13 protein-coding genes, 1 tRNA gene and 1 other RNA gene are annotated in these 16,193 nt (G+C 49.8%); 4 read left to right on the top strand and 11 right to left on the bottom strand.

Annotated features, from left to right (window positions below; genetic code table 11):
• Positions 1-36: 36 nt before the first annotated feature.
• The 6 genes from ffs to AQULUS_RS07240 all read right to left on the bottom strand — a co-directional run bounded on the left by ffs (position 37) and on the right by AQULUS_RS07240 (position 4,402).
• An RNA gene (gene ffs / locus AQULUS_RS07265) (signal recognition particle sRNA small type) lies at positions 37-133 on the bottom strand.
• Positions 134-160: 27 nt separating this feature from the next.
• Positions 161-249 (bottom strand) — tRNA-Ser (locus AQULUS_RS07260).
• 118 nt (positions 250-367) lie between these two features.
• The gene (locus AQULUS_RS07255; RefSeq protein ID WP_148339409.1) at positions 368-1,819 is read right to left on the bottom strand and encodes an ankyrin repeat domain-containing protein; all 1,452 of its coding nucleotides are present in this window, start codon (positions 1,817-1,819) and stop codon (positions 368-370) included.
• Positions 1,820-1,828: 9 nt separating this feature from the next.
• Positions 1,829-2,971: a succinyl-diaminopimelate desuccinylase gene (gene dapE, locus AQULUS_RS07250; RefSeq protein WP_148339408.1), complete on the bottom strand. Its 1,143-nt coding sequence runs from the start codon at positions 2,969-2,971 to the stop codon at positions 1,829-1,831.
• Positions 2,972-2,988: 17 nt separating this feature from the next.
• Entirely contained in the window at positions 2,989-3,822 is an 834-nt protein-coding gene (gene dapD, locus AQULUS_RS07245; protein WP_408608942.1) for a 2,3,4,5-tetrahydropyridine-2,6-dicarboxylate N-succinyltransferase, read from the bottom strand.
• A gap of 70 nt (positions 3,823-3,892) precedes the next feature.
• Complete coding sequence (locus tag AQULUS_RS07240) at positions 3,893-4,402, bottom strand: TIGR00645 family protein (RefSeq protein ID WP_148339407.1); 510 nt, start codon at positions 4,400-4,402, stop codon at positions 3,893-3,895.
• A gap of 153 nt (positions 4,403-4,555) precedes the next feature.
• Here AQULUS_RS07240 and msbA point away from each other — a divergent pair, with 153 nt between their 5' ends.
• The 3 genes from msbA to AQULUS_RS07225 are packed head-to-tail and all read left to right on the top strand — an operon-like array spanning position 4,556 to position 7,758.
• Positions 4,556-6,343: a lipid A export permease/ATP-binding protein MsbA gene (msbA, locus tag AQULUS_RS07235; RefSeq protein ID WP_148339406.1), complete on the top strand. Its 1,788-nt coding sequence runs from the start codon at positions 4,556-4,558 to the stop codon at positions 6,341-6,343.
• Entirely contained in the window at positions 6,333-7,397 is a 1,065-nt protein-coding gene (gene lpxK, locus AQULUS_RS07230) for a tetraacyldisaccharide 4'-kinase (protein ID WP_148339405.1), read from the top strand. Before msbA ends, lpxK begins: the two co-directional genes overlap by 11 nt.
• Positions 7,327-7,758 carry a protease inhibitor I42 family protein gene (locus AQULUS_RS07225; protein WP_172622776.1) on the top strand — a complete coding sequence of 144 codons (432 nt, stop codon included), beginning with the start codon at positions 7,327-7,329 and terminating at the stop codon, positions 7,756-7,758. Before lpxK ends, AQULUS_RS07225 begins: the two co-directional genes overlap by 71 nt.
• A gap of 61 nt (positions 7,759-7,819) precedes the next feature.
• On the opposite strand, the gene AQULUS_RS07220 is transcribed toward AQULUS_RS07225, so the two are convergent.
• The 5 genes from AQULUS_RS07220 to mnmA form a co-directional block, all read right to left on the bottom strand.
• On the bottom strand, positions 7,820-8,359 hold the full coding sequence (locus tag AQULUS_RS07220) for a DUF2845 domain-containing protein (RefSeq protein WP_172622775.1): 540 nt from the start codon (positions 8,357-8,359) through the stop codon (positions 7,820-7,822).
• 91 nt (positions 8,360-8,450) lie between these two features.
• On the bottom strand, positions 8,451-9,698 hold the full coding sequence (locus tag AQULUS_RS07215; protein ID WP_148339402.1) for a tyrosine-type recombinase/integrase: 1,248 nt from the start codon (positions 9,696-9,698) through the stop codon (positions 8,451-8,453).
• 5 nt (positions 9,699-9,703) lie between these two features.
• Entirely contained in the window at positions 9,704-10,669 is a 966-nt protein-coding gene (locus AQULUS_RS07210; RefSeq protein WP_148339401.1) for a YiiX/YebB-like N1pC/P60 family cysteine hydrolase, read from the bottom strand.
• A gap of 62 nt (positions 10,670-10,731) precedes the next feature.
• On the bottom strand, positions 10,732-12,099 hold the full coding sequence (gene purB / locus AQULUS_RS07205; RefSeq protein WP_148339400.1) for an adenylosuccinate lyase: 1,368 nt from the start codon (positions 12,097-12,099) through the stop codon (positions 10,732-10,734).
• Positions 12,100-12,246: 147 nt separating this feature from the next.
• Complete coding sequence (mnmA, locus tag AQULUS_RS07200) at positions 12,247-13,365, bottom strand: tRNA 2-thiouridine(34) synthase MnmA (RefSeq protein ID WP_269472871.1); 1,119 nt, start codon at positions 13,363-13,365, stop codon at positions 12,247-12,249.
• A 398-nt stretch (positions 13,366-13,763) separates the two neighbouring features.
• Here mnmA and AQULUS_RS07195 point away from each other — a divergent pair, with 398 nt between their 5' ends.
• The gene (locus tag AQULUS_RS07195) at positions 13,764-16,136 is read left to right on the top strand and encodes a patatin-like phospholipase family protein (protein ID WP_148339399.1); all 2,373 of its coding nucleotides are present in this window, start codon (positions 13,764-13,766) and stop codon (positions 16,134-16,136) included.
• The last annotated feature ends 57 nt before the right edge of the window (positions 16,137-16,193 follow it).

Genomic DNA, 16,193 nt, shown 5'->3' with positions numbered 1-16,193 from the left:
GAATGAATGGTTGTAAGGAAGTGAACTTATAGTAGCGAGCACCAGCCGCACTTCGGCGCCCGCATCAGCTGCTACCGTTGCTTCCTTCCGGACCTGGCGGGGTTCACGGCCTATCGTCGCGAAGGGACCAATACTCGCTACTATAAATTCATGTTTCTTCCGGAGAGAGAGGGATTCGAACCCTCGATACGTCGTTAAACGTATACACGCTTTCCAGGCGTGCTCCTTCGACCGCTCGGACATCTCTCCATCGGCAGCGCGTAAGGTTAAACCAGAATGCGCTAGAGATCAATGAGTATATTGCTGCTCTCACCATGCGGACGGGTATTTTATCTAGATCATCTCATGCATGATCCCGTCCGCATGGCTAGTAATCAAATCTGGCTTTTTTTCTTGCGGGCTGGACGGCGGAAGAATGAGGGCGTTCCGCTGTTGACGCACCGGAAAACAGGGATTGCTTGCGCAAGGCAGCGGATTGGGTTGATGATTCTTCCCGCCGGGTCCGCCCGCGTATCTTGTGTAAAAAATCCAAGATATCGCGGCGCCGCTGTTCGGAGGCATAATCCACTGCGGTTTTGCCATGTCCGTCTTTGTGGAACAGATTTACATCGTGATCAGAAAAGATTTTGAGAACGTGCAAATGACCTTGTTTTGCAGCGATAGTGACGGCATTGTATTGATCTTTGCTGCGTAAAAGAGGATCAGCCTGGTGTCGCAGCAACAGCGCGACAATTTTGGGATCGCCGTTTTCCGCAGCAATGTACAATGGAGACTTGCCCTCGCCGTTGGTTAAATCAACCAGGGTGGCCTTGTTTTTTAATAAATTGACAACGACTTTGTCGTGTCCATGATGAGCGGCAATGCAGAGCGGCGTATCAGATGACTGTTCGCTCGCATTCGTGTCCAGGGAATGCGCTAGTGACAATGCGGCATCTTCATTGCCGTATTTTGCCGCAAGATGGAGCAGAGACTGTCTTCCCGTGGTTTTTTGCCGGGCTTTTGCGGGCGTAATTTCCAGCAGTTTCTGAAAATGAATATCGTTTTCCAGGCGCTTGAGGATTTCTTGTGTGGTGTTTAATGTGTTGCCCGTCGAATACAGACGCACAGAAATGGGAGCGGAATCCTGTTGATGATTGTTAAAAGTATGCGCGCTAAAAACTCTTTCAGCGAGATCCTTGAAAGCAACCTCGTGCGCGGGCAATTGATTGGCGTCTATCAATATCCATTTTTTATTTTTTCCATCATAACAGACACTGGTGCGGTGATTATTGAAACTGATAGAGGTGGCCAGTTTTTCATCGCCGGCTGCCTGGGCCAGACGTCCGAAAAACAGGGTCAGTTCTTCGATGGACAGGAAACTAAGGAAGTGTGCCGGCTGATAGAGGCCACCCTGTTCCTCGATTGCCTGTGACCGTGCGATGGTGGAAATGACTTGCGGCTTGTATTGCGAAACATGTCTGCCCAAGATGTCTTGATGCTGGCCTGGCGACTGATAGAGAGCGACGCCATCAAAAAAAGCCAGGGATTCGTGCTGTTTCAGCTTTGCAAGCAAGCTGTGATAACGGGGGTCGGAAGCAGGATTCCCGTATGGCTGCAGCCGGAAAAAGGAGTTTTTGAAAGCATGGAGTTGTGCCCATGTATCGTGTATATGAATGATTCTTGCATTATACGAATCCAGCGCGTCAGCAAGAAAGGCTTGCAGCCCCATTTGCGCAATCCCGGCGCAGCTTCCATTCGGATCAGGCTGGTATCCTGTTTCTCGCATGGCCTCGAGAAGGTATTGATGGCCTGAATAGCGTTCTATCCTTGTGCTTAGCATGCTGGCGCCTTATTTGAATATATCAGTCAAAATCATCTGGTATAAATTCGCAAGCATCACCAGGTCTTCTGTGTTTACGTGTTCATTGATGTGGTGAGCGGTAGCATTCGAAACACCCAGTTCAATGACTTCGGCGCCGGTCGGCGCAATAAATCGTCCGTCAGAAGTTCCGCCGCCTGTGGAAAGGAGCGGCGTCAGGCCGGTGAGTGTTTTTATCGCTTGCTGTGCTGCCGTGATCAGTTTGCCCTGACGAGTCAGAAAGGGTTGCGCGCTGACGTGCCAGTCAAGCTCGAATTGCAGGCCGTGATGTCTCAGGATGGATTCTGCGCGCGTTTTTAACTGGTCGACGGTGACGGCAGTCGAGAAGCGGTAATTGAATAATACTTCCAGCGTGCCCGGAACAACATTCGCCGCGCCGGTGCCCCCGTGTATGTTTGAAATCTGGAAGGTGGTGGGAGGATAATAAGCATTACCCTGGTCCCAGGCTGTGCTGGCGAGTTCATGCAGCGCCGGGGCACTCATATGGATGGGATTGACAGTGAGGTCAGGATAAGCAACATGGCCTTGCCTGCCGTGCACAGTCAACTTTCCATGCAGGGAGCCTCTACGGCCTACGCGGATCTGGTCGCCAACCCTCTGATCTGAACTGGGCTCGCCTATAATGCAGAAATCGATTTTTTCTCCGCGCTCCTGCAATACCTGTATTACTTTTGCTGTGCCGTTTACAGCCGGCCCTTCTTCATCACTGGTCAAGAGAAAACCCACGGAGCCTGCAAATTCGGGTGTGGCGGAGAGAAACCGCTCAACTGCCGTGAGCATGGCCGCGAGGGCGCCTTTCATATCGGAAGCTCCACGCCCAAACAAACAGCCATTCCGGACATCCGCTGCAAAAGGAGGCGAAGCCCAGGAAGATTCAGGCCCTGGTGGCACAACATCCGTATGTCCTGCAAAAACCAGCAGCGGCGCGGCAGTTCCGATACGCGCCCAGAGGTTATCCACCTCATCAAACCGCATGGATTCGCAGCGGAAGCCCATTGCTTTGAGACGCTGCCGGATCAATTCCTGACACCCCGCATCCCGGGGGGTGATGGATGGGCGCGCGATTAATTCCCTGGCCAGGTCAATCACGGCGGCGGCAGTCTTTTCAATCATGTCCGGACCTGTGTTCATTAATCAATATTCCGGAGTAATTCATTCAGACTGGTTTTTGCACGCGTTTTTGCGTCAACCTGTTTGACGATCACGGCACAATACAAACTGTATTTTCCATCTTTTCCTGGCAGGCTGCCTGGTACGACGACAGATCCGGCTGGTACACGGCCATAGAGTATGCTGCCGGATTCGCGATGGTAGATGCGCGTGCTTTGGCCAATAAAAACACCCATGGAGATCACAGCGCCTTCTTCGACAATCACACCTTCGACGATCTCAGACCGCGCGCCTATGAAGCAGTTATCTTCAATGATAGTAGGTTTGGCCTGCAAGGGTTCAAGCACGCCGCCTATGCCGGCGCCGCCGGATATATGCACATTTTTTCCGATCTGAGCACAGGATCCTACAGTGGCCCAGGTGTCCACCATGGTGCCGCTGTCAATGTATGCGCCTATATTGACGTAGGAAGGCATGAGTATGGTGCCGGATGCAATAAAAGCACCTTTGCGAGCCACTGCGGGTGGAACAACGCGCACCCCTCCCGAAACGAATTCATCGCGGGAATGTCCCTGGTATTTCAGCGGAACCTTGTCAAAATGCCGAGTGAAACTGCCCGGCATGACTTCATTATCATGAATGCGGAAATATAACAGGACTGCTTTTTTTAGCCATTCATGCACTTGCCATTCCCCGTTCACTTTTTCCGCGATGCGGGCTTTGCCGGTATCCAGGAGATCGACGACGTATTGCACCGCGTTTTTGATTTCTGCAGGCGTATTTTGCGGAGACAGGCTGGCGCGGTCAGCAAAGCCCGCTTCAATGACGGACTGTATTTGTTGTATGGATGGCATGGTCAAAACCCTGTAATAAAGACGATTATAGTGACGAATTTAGCCGCAGACTGTCAATGCATCCAGCTGACTAGGACGTGTGGCTGGAAGTCATCAGTTTGTCAGTGAGCGCAACCGCGATGGCGGACAATACCAGTGTGGCATGGATGACGACTTGCCACATGACAACATAAAAATCCTTGTTGGAGGGATCAATAAAGGTACGTAACAAATGTACCGAAGAAATGGTGACCAGGGCCAGGGCAAGCTTGATTTTCATTGTTCCGGCATTGACTTCATCCAGCCATTCCGGGCGTTCCGGGTCGTTTTGAAGATTCAGCGGCGAGATAAAGGTCTGGTAACCGCCCAGAATGACCATGATAAGCAGGTTGGCAATCATGACCATGTCTATCAGGTCCAGCGCGAGCAGCATGATACCGGTTTCAGTCAATTTATTAACACTTGTCACCAAGTGGCTTAATCCAATGCCGAATTCATAGACATATACACATAAAATGACCATGAGCCCAAAATAAAGCGGGGCTTGCAGCCAGCGGCTCATGAAAATGATACTGGAGAGTGACCGGGGGCGTCTGATCATGGCGAATCCTTAATTAAATTACGTCATTATCGTGTTGGGAGTTTTGCATGACATATTAGTTTGGTGCTTGCGCCAGCGCAAGCGGCTTGTGATGACGGCGAGTGGGAGTTGTGCTAGGATACACGCCTTTGAAAATTCATAAGAAATAATTGCATGACAAAAGAAAAAAACCGCCGGGTCGCCAACGCTTTTTATATCTATTCGCGTCTTTTTGCCTATGTGCGCCGTTACTGGCCTGCGCTGGTGATAGCGGGAGTGGCCAGCATGTTGTATTCAGGCGTGGACTCATGGTTTATTTACTTTCTAAAACCTTTATTAAACAAGGGATTGGTAGATAAAAACCAGGCTTTTCTTGAATATGCTCCCTGGCTGGTGCTGGGTGTGTTTCTGGCGCGCGGGGCGGCCAGTTTCTTGTCCAATTATTATATCGCATCCGCCTCACGCGGCGTCATCATGAACCTGCGCCAGGATTTGTTTGCGCATCTGCAGAAACTCCCGGCACGGTATTATGATCATTCCACAACGGGACAAGTCTTGTCCGTTCTCCTCTACGGCGTCGACCAGGTCGCCAATGCCAGCGCCGATGTGCTGACAACCGCGATACAGGCATTGTTTCTTATCATCGGTCTTGTGATTGTCATGCTTACCATCAGCTGGAAACTGACACTTTTGTACTTTGTGATTATTCCTCTCGTTACCGTGATCATGCGCGTTGCCAGTCTGCGTATACGGCGTCTGAGTCTCAGTATACAGGATTCTATCGCTGAACTCAGTCATCGCGCGGAAGAGAATATCGAAGGGTATAAGGTCGTGCGCTCGTTTGAGGGACAGGAGTATGAAGCAGAGAAATTCAATAAGGCGGCGCGCACCAACCGTCAGCGTGAAATGAAAGTGGTTGTTGCCCGTACCCTCAGTGTTTCTGCCGTGCAAATCATTACTGCGGCGGCGCTGTCCTTGACACTCTATATCGCAAGCTGGGAAATTGCAGACTCATTGCTCACGCCGGGCGGCTTTGTCGCCATGGTCGCCGCCATGCTGGCGCTGCTCAAGCCCATGAAGGACATGGCGTTTGTGCAAAACAAACTGTACCGGGGGCTCGCGGGCGCGCAAAGTGTCTTTGAACTGCTGGATGAAAAAACTGAAGAAGATACCGGTACAAAAGTTTTATCACGTGCCAGGGGAAAAATACAATTCTCGAAAGTGAATTTTACGTACGATGACAACCGTAAAGTCTTGCAGGATATTTCATTTTCAATTGAACCTGGCGAAATTGTTGCCCTGGTGGGGCGCTCGGGGAGCGGCAAGTCTACGCTCGTGAGTTTATTGCCGCGTTTTTATAGTAATTACAGCGGTGATATCCGGATTGATGATGTGTCTATACGCGAATACCGCCTCAAGGATTTGCGGCGGCAGTTTGCTCTGGTGTCACAGAATGTCACGTTATTTCACGACACTGTGTTGAAAAACATTGCTTACGGACGTTTTGATACCGTGAGCGAAGAAGAAATTATTTCAGCTGCTCGGGCTTCTTATGCGATGGAGTTTATTGAGCGGCTGCCTGACGGTATACATTCGCTGATAGGGGAAAACGGGGTGCTGCTTTCGGGCGGCCAGCGACAGCGTATCGCGATCGCGCGAGCAATTTTAAAAGACGCGCCCATTTTAATTCTGGATGAAGCGACTTCTGCGCTGGATACGGAATCCGAACGTTATATTCAGGCGGCACTGGAAGGTCTCATGAAAAACCGCACTACCCTGGTGATCGCGCATCGGCTTTCAACTATTGAACATGCGGACAAGATTATCGTCCTGGACGAAGGCAGGATTATTGAAGCCGGCAAGCATGAAGAATTACTGAATCGAAACGGTCATTATGCCCGTTTGCACCGCATGCAATTCAAGGACTTGCCTCAGGTTCTGGATGCCGTCAATGAAGCTTGATCTGTCCCGTTGCTGGTATCAAAAGTCACTGCATCCCTGTCTTCTCCTGTTATTGCCATTTTCATGGCTGTTTGGTGCATGCGCAGCCATCCGGCGCTGGCTTTACCGCGCGGGGTGGCTGCGGATACGCCGTTTCAACGTTCCTGTGATCGTAGTGGGAAATATTTCGGTCGGCGGAACCGGAAAAACACCATTCGTCATCCGGCTTGTGCAGTTGCTGGAATCGTCAGGATATCGTCCAGGATTGGTCAGCCGCGGGGTGGGCGGCAGAAAACATACCAGACCGCGCTGTGTCAGGCCGGAGGATACGCCGCATGAAGTGGGTGATGAAGCGGTGTTACTGGTCAGGCGTACCGGTTGTCCGCTGGTGGTTGGGGTTGACAGAGTCGCCGCTGTGCGCGAATTATTGCGAAACACCCAGTGCAACATTGTGATCAGTGACGATGGTCTTCAGCATTACCGGCTGGGACGCGATCTTGAGGTTGTCGTGGTGGATGGCGTCAGGGGCTGCGGCAACGGTTATTTATTGCCGGCAGGTCCGCTGCGCGAACCGAAGTCCAGGCTGGGATCGGTTGATTTCGTGGTAGTGAATGGCGGAAGCGGTCATGAGAATTACGCCATGACACTAGAGCCTTCTCAATTTATCTCTGTGCGCGATGCCGACGTCAAAATCAGCCTGGCGGATTTTCCTCGCGACAGCGTTCACGCTGTTGCCGGCATAGGCCACCCCGAGCGGTTTTTCAAGCTGTTATCTTCCGCCGGTTTTGCTGTCACCAGACATGTGTTTCCCGATCACCATCTTTACCAGGCGCGCGAGTTGAATTTCAACGATACCCGGGCTGTTATCATGACGGAAAAGGACGCGGTTAAGTGCGCTGCGTTTGCCAATGACCATTTCTGGTATTTAAGCATTACGGCTAAAATTAATGTTAAACTGGAACAGGCAATACTCACAAAACTCAAATCTCTGGAGAATGTCGACGATGAGAATGATTTCGCAAAGCCTGCTTGCGTTGCTTCCTGTCCTGATCAGCATGACGGCATTCGCGGGTAAAACCGTCACGCCGGCAGATGGCGGCGCGGATTATGTTTATACGGAAGACAAGCCGAATTTTACCGTCACATCAGGGCATCCTGAATTCGTGTTGAAATTGAAGTCCAATCCTTCAACCGGTTACTCATGGTTTTTGCGTGAATATGACGCAAACCTGATTTCCCCGGTCAAGCATTCATTTCAGCAGCCGGCCAAAAACCTGATTGGTGCGCCGGGATATGAATTATGGACTTTCCGCGCCAAGCCGGGAGCGTTTACCGTGCCGCAGCAGACGACCATACGCATGGTATATGCGCGCCCCTGGTCTGGAAGCGATAATTCTACACAACTGGTGTTCAGGGTCACCACTCAAGGCAAATAATCTTGCGGCTGGTGCGGCTGCACGCCGGAGACGGAGAGTCTTCGGATCCGCCCGCGCGAAATTATTTTTTATCCGTCAGCTTCCCGTCTTCAAAAATCAATGTCGTCGGCGGATTGGCGCTGCTATAAATGTATTCCACTACTTTTGTTGCCTGCTGATTGGCGGACGCGCCTGATGACTGTTTGTTGACGAAGCTGGGATCTCCGCAGGCGGATTTGACCGCGTCGCGGCTATCCCCTAATTGAATGTTGGAACCGCATATCGTGGTCGCGCCCACGCCGATGCCGTTCACGCTGATATTGATGGCTTTTCCCTTGTCATCGAAGGTCACGCTGGTTTTAAGCGTGCCTTGCTGATTGGGAGTGCTGCCGCCCATGGAGACCGTCTGGGGAATGTAATAACTCCATTCCTGGGGAATATTGTCATTGGTTTTGGTCGATTCTTTTTGACTGTCTGGTTTACCGCAGGCTTGCGTGACCTGGTCTGTCGTCATGCCAAAGTCAATCTGGCTGAAATTGGTGGGGCAGAAAAACGCGAAGCTCATGGCTGGGAGACTGATACCGATAATTACGAACATCAGGTGCGTATGTGTGTTTTTCATGGCGGATTCCTCGTCATCATTTCTGGGATCATATTCTTTCCGTTTATCAGTTAAGAGCGTCCGGCTCATCGGAACCATTCAATCCACGGCATCATTCAGTCGACTGTGGTTTGAGCGGCTTGCCTTGCGCCGAACGGTGTCTTGCCACTCTGTCAGTGTCTATATACTTATCCATGGTCGCCGGATTTTCATGCCCGACATCGTCGCGTATATGCTCGCGCGGCCGGTATTCGACTTCACTGGATATGGCGGTATGACGCAGCCAGTGGACAGTCGCGGCCGCAAGATCTTCCGCTTCATCTGTTTTATTCGCCGTGACCAGTTTTTCAATGGCCCGGTCAAACACTGTTTGCACGATGTTTCTGATTTGACGGGCGCCCAGGCCTTGTTTTCCTTTAAGTTTGGGAAACAGGGGAGTGGGGTCGTCGCGGTGGGGCAGCGGTGTCAGATTCAAATAGGTGCGGTAACGCTTCAACGCACTGAGCAGCTCATCCGGCACGGCCACATCGCGGATTTTATTTCCCTTGCCTATGGTGGTGTACCACCATAGGCCTCGCTTGTCCGGAGCGAAATTTCCCATGGTCGCCATGCGGCCCGGGGCATATGATAATTCCGATATGCGTAATCCCAGCAAATAAAAAGCTGACATCAAAAACAATGTGCGTTCATGCGCAGGGTTTATCCTGGCCATTTCTTCGCTGGTGTTGATTACATAAATCCATTGCAGTCTGCTTAACTTTCGCGTGACCTTGCGGGTTTGCTGGCGTTGTATGTAACCTTTCTTTTGCCGTATCAATGAAACGGGATTACTTTCCAGATATTCTTCCTGCTGCAAATAGGTGAACATGGAACTCAGGACGGCGAAGATGGCTTCTATGGATTTGTTGCTCAATTGATATTGGGATTTTCTGGGTTGTTTTCCATGGCGCCTCGCGGCTTTGCTGACTTTTACAACAAACGGACGCCATTCAGGATTGGGTTTGCGCAGGCCATCAGAGGTATCTATAAACCTATTAGCCACTTTTGTTGCCATCCAGGATTGGGGCGGGGAATGAATAAATTGCAAATAATCCCGTATGTCGTTACGCGTGATCTCGATTAACGGTTTTCTGCATATCAGCCAGGACCAGTGCAACAGGCGTTCGACTTCGCGGCGATAAGATGAAAATGTGTCTTTTGACTGGGCATAACTCTTGAGAAACTCCACGCATAATTGGAGTTCTTTCTTCGCTGGAGGAATATTCAGTGAATCCAGATAGCCGGCAAGATGTTCCGGGACGGCATGGATGTTTTCCAATGTATCAAACAAAGGCTGTGGGATAACATTGGTTTGCGCCATGGTATCTAGGGTTCCTTTTCATGGGAGGATTTAGGTGTGTCCGCTTCGTCAGCCTGGCTGGATGCGCGTTCCTTTTGTTCTGGCTGTGTTTCGGGAAGATCGGGCTCTTTGCGCTTAAACAGGCTCTTCTTGGTTTTTTTTTGCGGGCCTGCGAGGATGCCGTCATCATGATGCAAAAATCCGCTTTTCGTCCATGGCAGCCTGCGATAATAAGGCAGAGGTTCATCCGGGTTGAATAATGGATACTTGATGATTTCGAAATAGGGTGAATAATCAAAATCCTTGGGAGTGAACAAGTAAGGATTGCGTTGAAAAACTTCTATGCCTTGCACTTCATCGGGCTTCACAAAAGGTAAAATAGGGAAATGTACAGAAGTAAAGGCTTCCGCGATCAACGATGAACAAATGCCGCTTTCCGGTTCGCCGCTGGAGGTCCGGAACAGGGATGATCCCCAGCGCCTGGGCAGAATGGTCCAGGGCAGCATGAACCGGGTCAGGTCAAGCAAATGCCTGACATTATAAGGCTGCCCCAGTGCCTTGATCGCATAATTCACAACCAGATGCAGGTCGGCAGGTGTGATGCCTATAGGGCGGCAAATGCGGATATGATGATTGTGGTAAAAATTGAGGGGTGTGATCACAGTGCCTTGATCGAGCATATCCTCAACAATCAGGCGAGTATTGTCCGAAATTTCATCTGGCAAGTGGCTGCGTACCAGCTTCTTGATTTCTTCATCTTCGAAATCAATCATGCGGCCTATATATAAAGCCGCGTGCGTCCATGGGCTCTGGGTGATGGTACGGATAATTTTACTGATTCTGCTGCGGCCCTCGACCAGTAAAACATCCCCGGGGCGAATTTCATATTTCAGACGGTTAAAATCATAAGGCATGATTTCAGCCGCCGCTGGTTCATTAATTAGCCAGTTATTGATTTTATCGCGTAATTTCAAATAAGCAGACTTGAACATGTAAACGTCCTTATATATTAACAGTATAGCGCAAACGGAAGATCATGTCCGCACTGATACGATTAAATCCTGCTGGCCAGTTCTTCTGCATAGCCTATGTATTCACCCGGCGTCAGTTCAAGCAACTGTTTTTTTGCGTTTTCAGGCAAAGGCAAATCAGCGATGAATTGTTGCAGCGAGATTTTGTCTATGCGTTTGCCGCGGGTAAATGACTTTAATTTTTCATACGGCTGTTCCAGTTTGAAACGGCGCATGACGGTTTGCACCGCTTCCGCCAGTACTTCCCAGTGACGGTCGAGGTCTGCGGTGATCACATCCAGGTTGGGCGTCAGTTTTTCCAGTCCCTTGCTGGTTGACTGGTAAGCGAGCAGCGAATGCCCGACTGCCACGCCTATATTTCGTAATACGGTTGAATCAGACAAATCCCTTTGCCAGCGGGAGACCGGAAGTTTCGCAATCATGTGTTCATACAAGGCGTTTGCAATGCCCAGGTTGCCTTCAGAGTTTTCAAAGTCAATGGGATTGACCTTGTGCGGCATGGTGGAAGATCCGACTTCATTGGAGAATGATTTTTGCCTGAAATAATTAAGTGCTATGTATCCCCACGTGTCCCGGTTGAAATCCAGGATAATATTGTTGATGCGGACCATGACGGCAAAAAACTCAGCCATGCAGTCGTGAGGTTCAATCTGAGTAGTATAGGCATTCCAGTCCAAACCCAGTCGTGTCACAAAATTTTTGCTCAGACATTGCCAGTCAGCTTCCGGATAAGCGATCACAAACGCATTGTAATTTCCTGATGCGCCGTTGATTTTGCCCAGGACTTGAACGTTATTTAACTGGTCCACTTGCCGTTGCAGGCGCGCGATGATATTGGCAATTTCTTTTCCGACGGTTGTCGGCGTAGCGGGTTGTCCGTGCGTGCGCGACAACATGGGCACATGGGCGTGTTCGTGCGCGAAGCGTCTCAGCAGCAGGAGCAAATCATCCAACGCGGGCAGTATGCATTGTTTGCGCGCGGTCTGCAGCATCAATCCGTATGACAGGTTATTAATGTCTTCCGAAGTGCAGCCGAAATGAATGAATTCGCTGATTGCGCCTAACTCTTCATTGCCGCCGATTTTTTCCTTGATGAAATATTCAACGGCTTTCACGTCATGATTAATGCCGGATTCAATGTGTTTGACTCGCAGGGCATCCTGCAGGGAAAAATTGTCTATGATGTCATTCAATATTTGTTTGGCGTGCGCGCTTAGTGAGGGAATTTCGGGAAGATTGCCAAATTCCGATAACAATTCAATCCAGCGGATTTCCACCATGACGCGAAACCGGATTAAACCATATTCGCTGAAAATGGCGCGCAAGGAAGAAACTTTTTCGTGATAACGGCCGTCTAAAGGCGAGAGAGCCATTAATGAAGCGGTATCCATAGGTCACTCCTGAAAATTACCTGTCATGTTAGAAGCTGTTTCAAAAATGTGCTTGAATTAATGCTGCGCTGCTCGAACCGCGCCCGCCGGGCCTGATTACAAACACATTTTGGACACAACTTCGCTGAATGCTAATTTAAACAAGCTCTATTCTTCAATAATACCACCGCCGAGACAAATATCATCGTCATAAAAAACAATGGATTGACCAGGCGTCACGGCGCGCTGTGGCTGCTCAAATTCGATGCGGAAACAGGCGCCATCTGTTTTTTCTTGCGAATGCCCATGCATGCAATGGATCACGCAAGCCTGGTCTTGCTGGCGATAGCGGGTTTTGGCGGTTGTCCGCAATGGAAATGACGGCATTGTCTGGTTAATCCAGTGAATGGAGCGCGTGATGAGAGCCTGTTTGAACAGCGCGGGATGATTTTCACCTTGCACTACAATCAGTCTGTTACCCTGTATGTCTTTTTCCGCCACATACCAGGGTGCTTCCGTTTTTCCTTTTTTGCCGCCGATGAGTAATCCCTGACGTTGGCCTATGGTGTAAAACATCAGACCGTCGTGACGTCCCAATTCCTCACCATCGGGCGTTGTGATCTTGCCGGGACGGGCAGGCAAATACTCGCTCAGAAAAGTTTTGAACTTGCGCTCGCCTATGAAACAAATACCGGTACTGTCTTTTTTATTATAGTTTTTCAAGCCTAATTGTCGTGCAAGGTCGCGGACTTGGTGTTTGGACAAGTTTCCTATCGGGAACAGGCTTTGTGCCAACTGGGATTCATCAAGTGCGTGTAAAAAATAACTCTGGTCTTTCTGCGTATCCTTGCCTTTAAGCAGGTGCATGCCCGAAGAATCTTTCAGCGCGCGCGCATAATGGCCGGTCGCGATATAGTCCGCGCCCCGATTTCGCGCATAGTCAAGAAAAGCCCGGAATTTGATTTCCCTGTTGCAGAGAATATCCGGATTGGGCGTGCGGCCGGCGCGGTATTCCGCAAGGAAATGCGCGAACACGCGTTCCCAGTACTGGTCGGCGAAATTAACAATGTCCAGATGAATGCCCAGTAAATCGCAGACAGCTTGTGCGTCTTCAATGTCGGTCGCGGCCGGGCAATAAGTTTCTGTGTCATCTCCTTCCCAGTTTTTCATGAATACTCCTTCAACCAGGTGTCCTGCATTTTTAAGCAAATAGGCTGCGACTGACGAATCAACGCCTCCGGACATGCCTACGATAATGCGGGAAGAAGGGATATCGGAATAATTCACGTTTTGCCTGTTATGGATAACTGTTTTCTTTGCAGGGAGTTTACCTGAAGTCGGCAAGGTTGAATACCATGTGTTGTTGCAATAGATGGTATAGGGTCTTCCTGATTCCTTTCCTGTGCTTTATTAGCCAGGAAAGGAATAAAATATATTATGTTATTGAAATAAATAAAAAAAACATCAAGATGGCGGGTGGCGGCCATATTCCCGGCACCTTGAGCTGTGTTTCATCTTCCTTATCAGCGCTGCTGGCAGATCAATAAATCGGCTTGTCCCTGGGACACGAAACAGGTTTACGGCGGGACGGACCAAGCACGGCGGCAAGGGCAGAGATTTGAACTTGGGTAAGATTGCGGTACTCTACTAGGGTATGGAATCACGATAATAAAAAAGGGACGAACATGCTTAGCCGAACTAACGCAGTTATCAATCGTCAGACGGGACAAATTATCGTTCAAACTCCTCTTCCCCCCATTAACTGTCTCGCGCTGGAAGGAGGCGGCAGCCGCTGCGCAGCTTACCCGGGGTTTTACAAAGTCTTATACCGCTGCGGACTCATGCATCAAGTACAGCATGTTGCCGGCAGTTCCGGCGGTGCAATTTGCGCATTGGCCATTGCCTTGGGGTATGATCCCGAAGATGCGGAAGCCATCATGCTGGGACTGAACATGGAGCGGTTTCTCGAAGGTTCGCATTCATGGTTCTCTTCTTCCGGATTATACGCCAAAGGAAGACTGGCGCTTTCCATCCTGAGCAGCACGAATTACTCACTCTCATCGGGTAACGAATTTTTAAGATGGCTGGAATCCATAGTCGAAAAAAAACTGGGAAAAAAAGACGCGACATTCGCCGATCTTGCGAAGCTTGCCGGGGGAAACGGCCGCGGCCCCGCGAGCAAATTCAAATACCTGTATATCACCGGGACGAATCTTTCCCTCGCGCTTCCGGAATGTGTTTATTTCAGCCATGAGACCACGCCGAACATGCCGTTAGCCTTGGCGGTGCGCATATCCGCTTCTTTTCCCTTTGTTTTCGAACCTGTGTTGTGGCAGGGCGAGTGGTATAGTGACGGCGGTCTGATCCGGGTGTTACCCACAAAACTTTTTGATGATAAACGGTTTCTTCCGCGCGGATACGGATTCACGGAGAAAGGCGTCAATCCCGGCGTGCTGGCGATCAAGGTGGATTCACAGGATGAAATCGATCAAGTGTTATGGGGAATTTTCAAGGAAGTGGACCTGAAATCCGCCAGCGAAGTCATGGCAGCCTTATATAATGCGTTGTCACAAAATACTGATATCGATGAAATTCGTGAGGCGCGCATGACGATCGCCCTGCCGGATAACAATATCGGGGTTCTTGATTTTTCCGTGAATCAGAACGGCAAGATCAGTCTGATTTCTTCCGCTGAACGGGAAACGCAGAATTTTGTCGAAAATTATTTTAATTCGGCTTATGAGGTATTAGCACACACTGGAATACGGCCCTGGCTGGATTCCTTGTCACTGGAGGAACTTGATGACGTCTTGGCCGTATATGAAAGCATGCGCTCGCAGCTTCCCGGCAGCAGCGCCGAACGCATCGCTGATGATGAGCGCCAGACGCCGGATCATCATACTCCTACGCAAACGCAGTTGGATGAATATATCTCTTATATCGAATCCTATTTTCGCTACCGGCGCCTGGTCAAACGTTTCCCTGATTATCAATTCACTTTGAAGACACCTGATTTCCATATTAACATCAGTCCGCTTCCGGCGGAGCGCAGAGACTGGAATGAACACATCGAAAAGCAAATGATTGGCAAGTTGAAGCATGTGATAAGCCAGATAGAAGAATTGGAATCAAGGATAGAGTCGCTGGACCATGAATTCATTGACTTACCCGAGCTGACTGACAAAACGCCGCTGCATGATGTGCATTTTGAAAATATTCAGGCGTTGACCACGCTGGTGGAATATCAAAGGATCCTGAAGGAAGAGAAAAAAGACCTGGAAATAAAGCTGGGAATTTTTGACAGGCGGAAAGTGATTTACTGCAAGGAGAAAAGCCTGAGGTATGCATCCTTCATTCAAAAAATCAATCCGATGCTGACTTCCAATTCCATACCGGAAGAACTCAAGGCGCTCAGGTTTGATCATTATCCCATTTTCATGTACGAGTCATGCGGATACACGCAGCGCGGCATCAGCATGATGGATTTGCATGATGAAACGGATCGTCAGCTTTATATCATTGGTGCGCTGCTGTTCCTGGAGCATAAAAAATCCAAAAACAAAACGATGTTTGTCGAGCTGTATCGTGAATTTGTTTCCTCCAAACATCCTTTGCCAAAAAGCCTGAAGAGTCTAGGGAAGATATTGCAGGCTGACGGAGTCGAGCTGTTCGTCATGGCATACAGGCTGGAAGAATTATTGCATTATTTTGAGTCCAGAGATAAGCCAAAAGTCGCTCCCTCACTGTGCCTGGATGTGTTATTCGCTGCTGAAAAACCGAAGAAAGCACGCGGCTCCACGTCCCAGCCTGATCAAACCCGGGATGTTCCCATGCGGCATCTTGTCCGTGTCAATTCCATATTCAGCAATACCAGCGACCATACGGCCTCACGCCAGTCAGCGCTTTCTTCCGCTCAGGGCAGAGGGGAAGAGAAAGTGATTCATGATGCAAAATCCTATCTCAACATGTTGTCGATTATGGCGCAGCCGCATAAAGACGAGAGAAGCGGCGGCGGTTCGTGCGGCCGGAATGGTTCAGGCGGGCCGTCGTGGATTTAACGGGTTATACCAGAAACCCGGGCAGAGGATTGGCAAACATTTACGCCGGTAAACTGC

Origin of the sequence: Aquicella siphonis, from assembly GCF_902459485.1 — a bacterium.
Taxonomy (GTDB): Bacteria; Pseudomonadota; Gammaproteobacteria; order DSM-16500; family DSM-16500; genus Aquicella; species Aquicella siphonis.
This window is presented reverse-complemented; position numbering and strand designations above follow the sequence as displayed.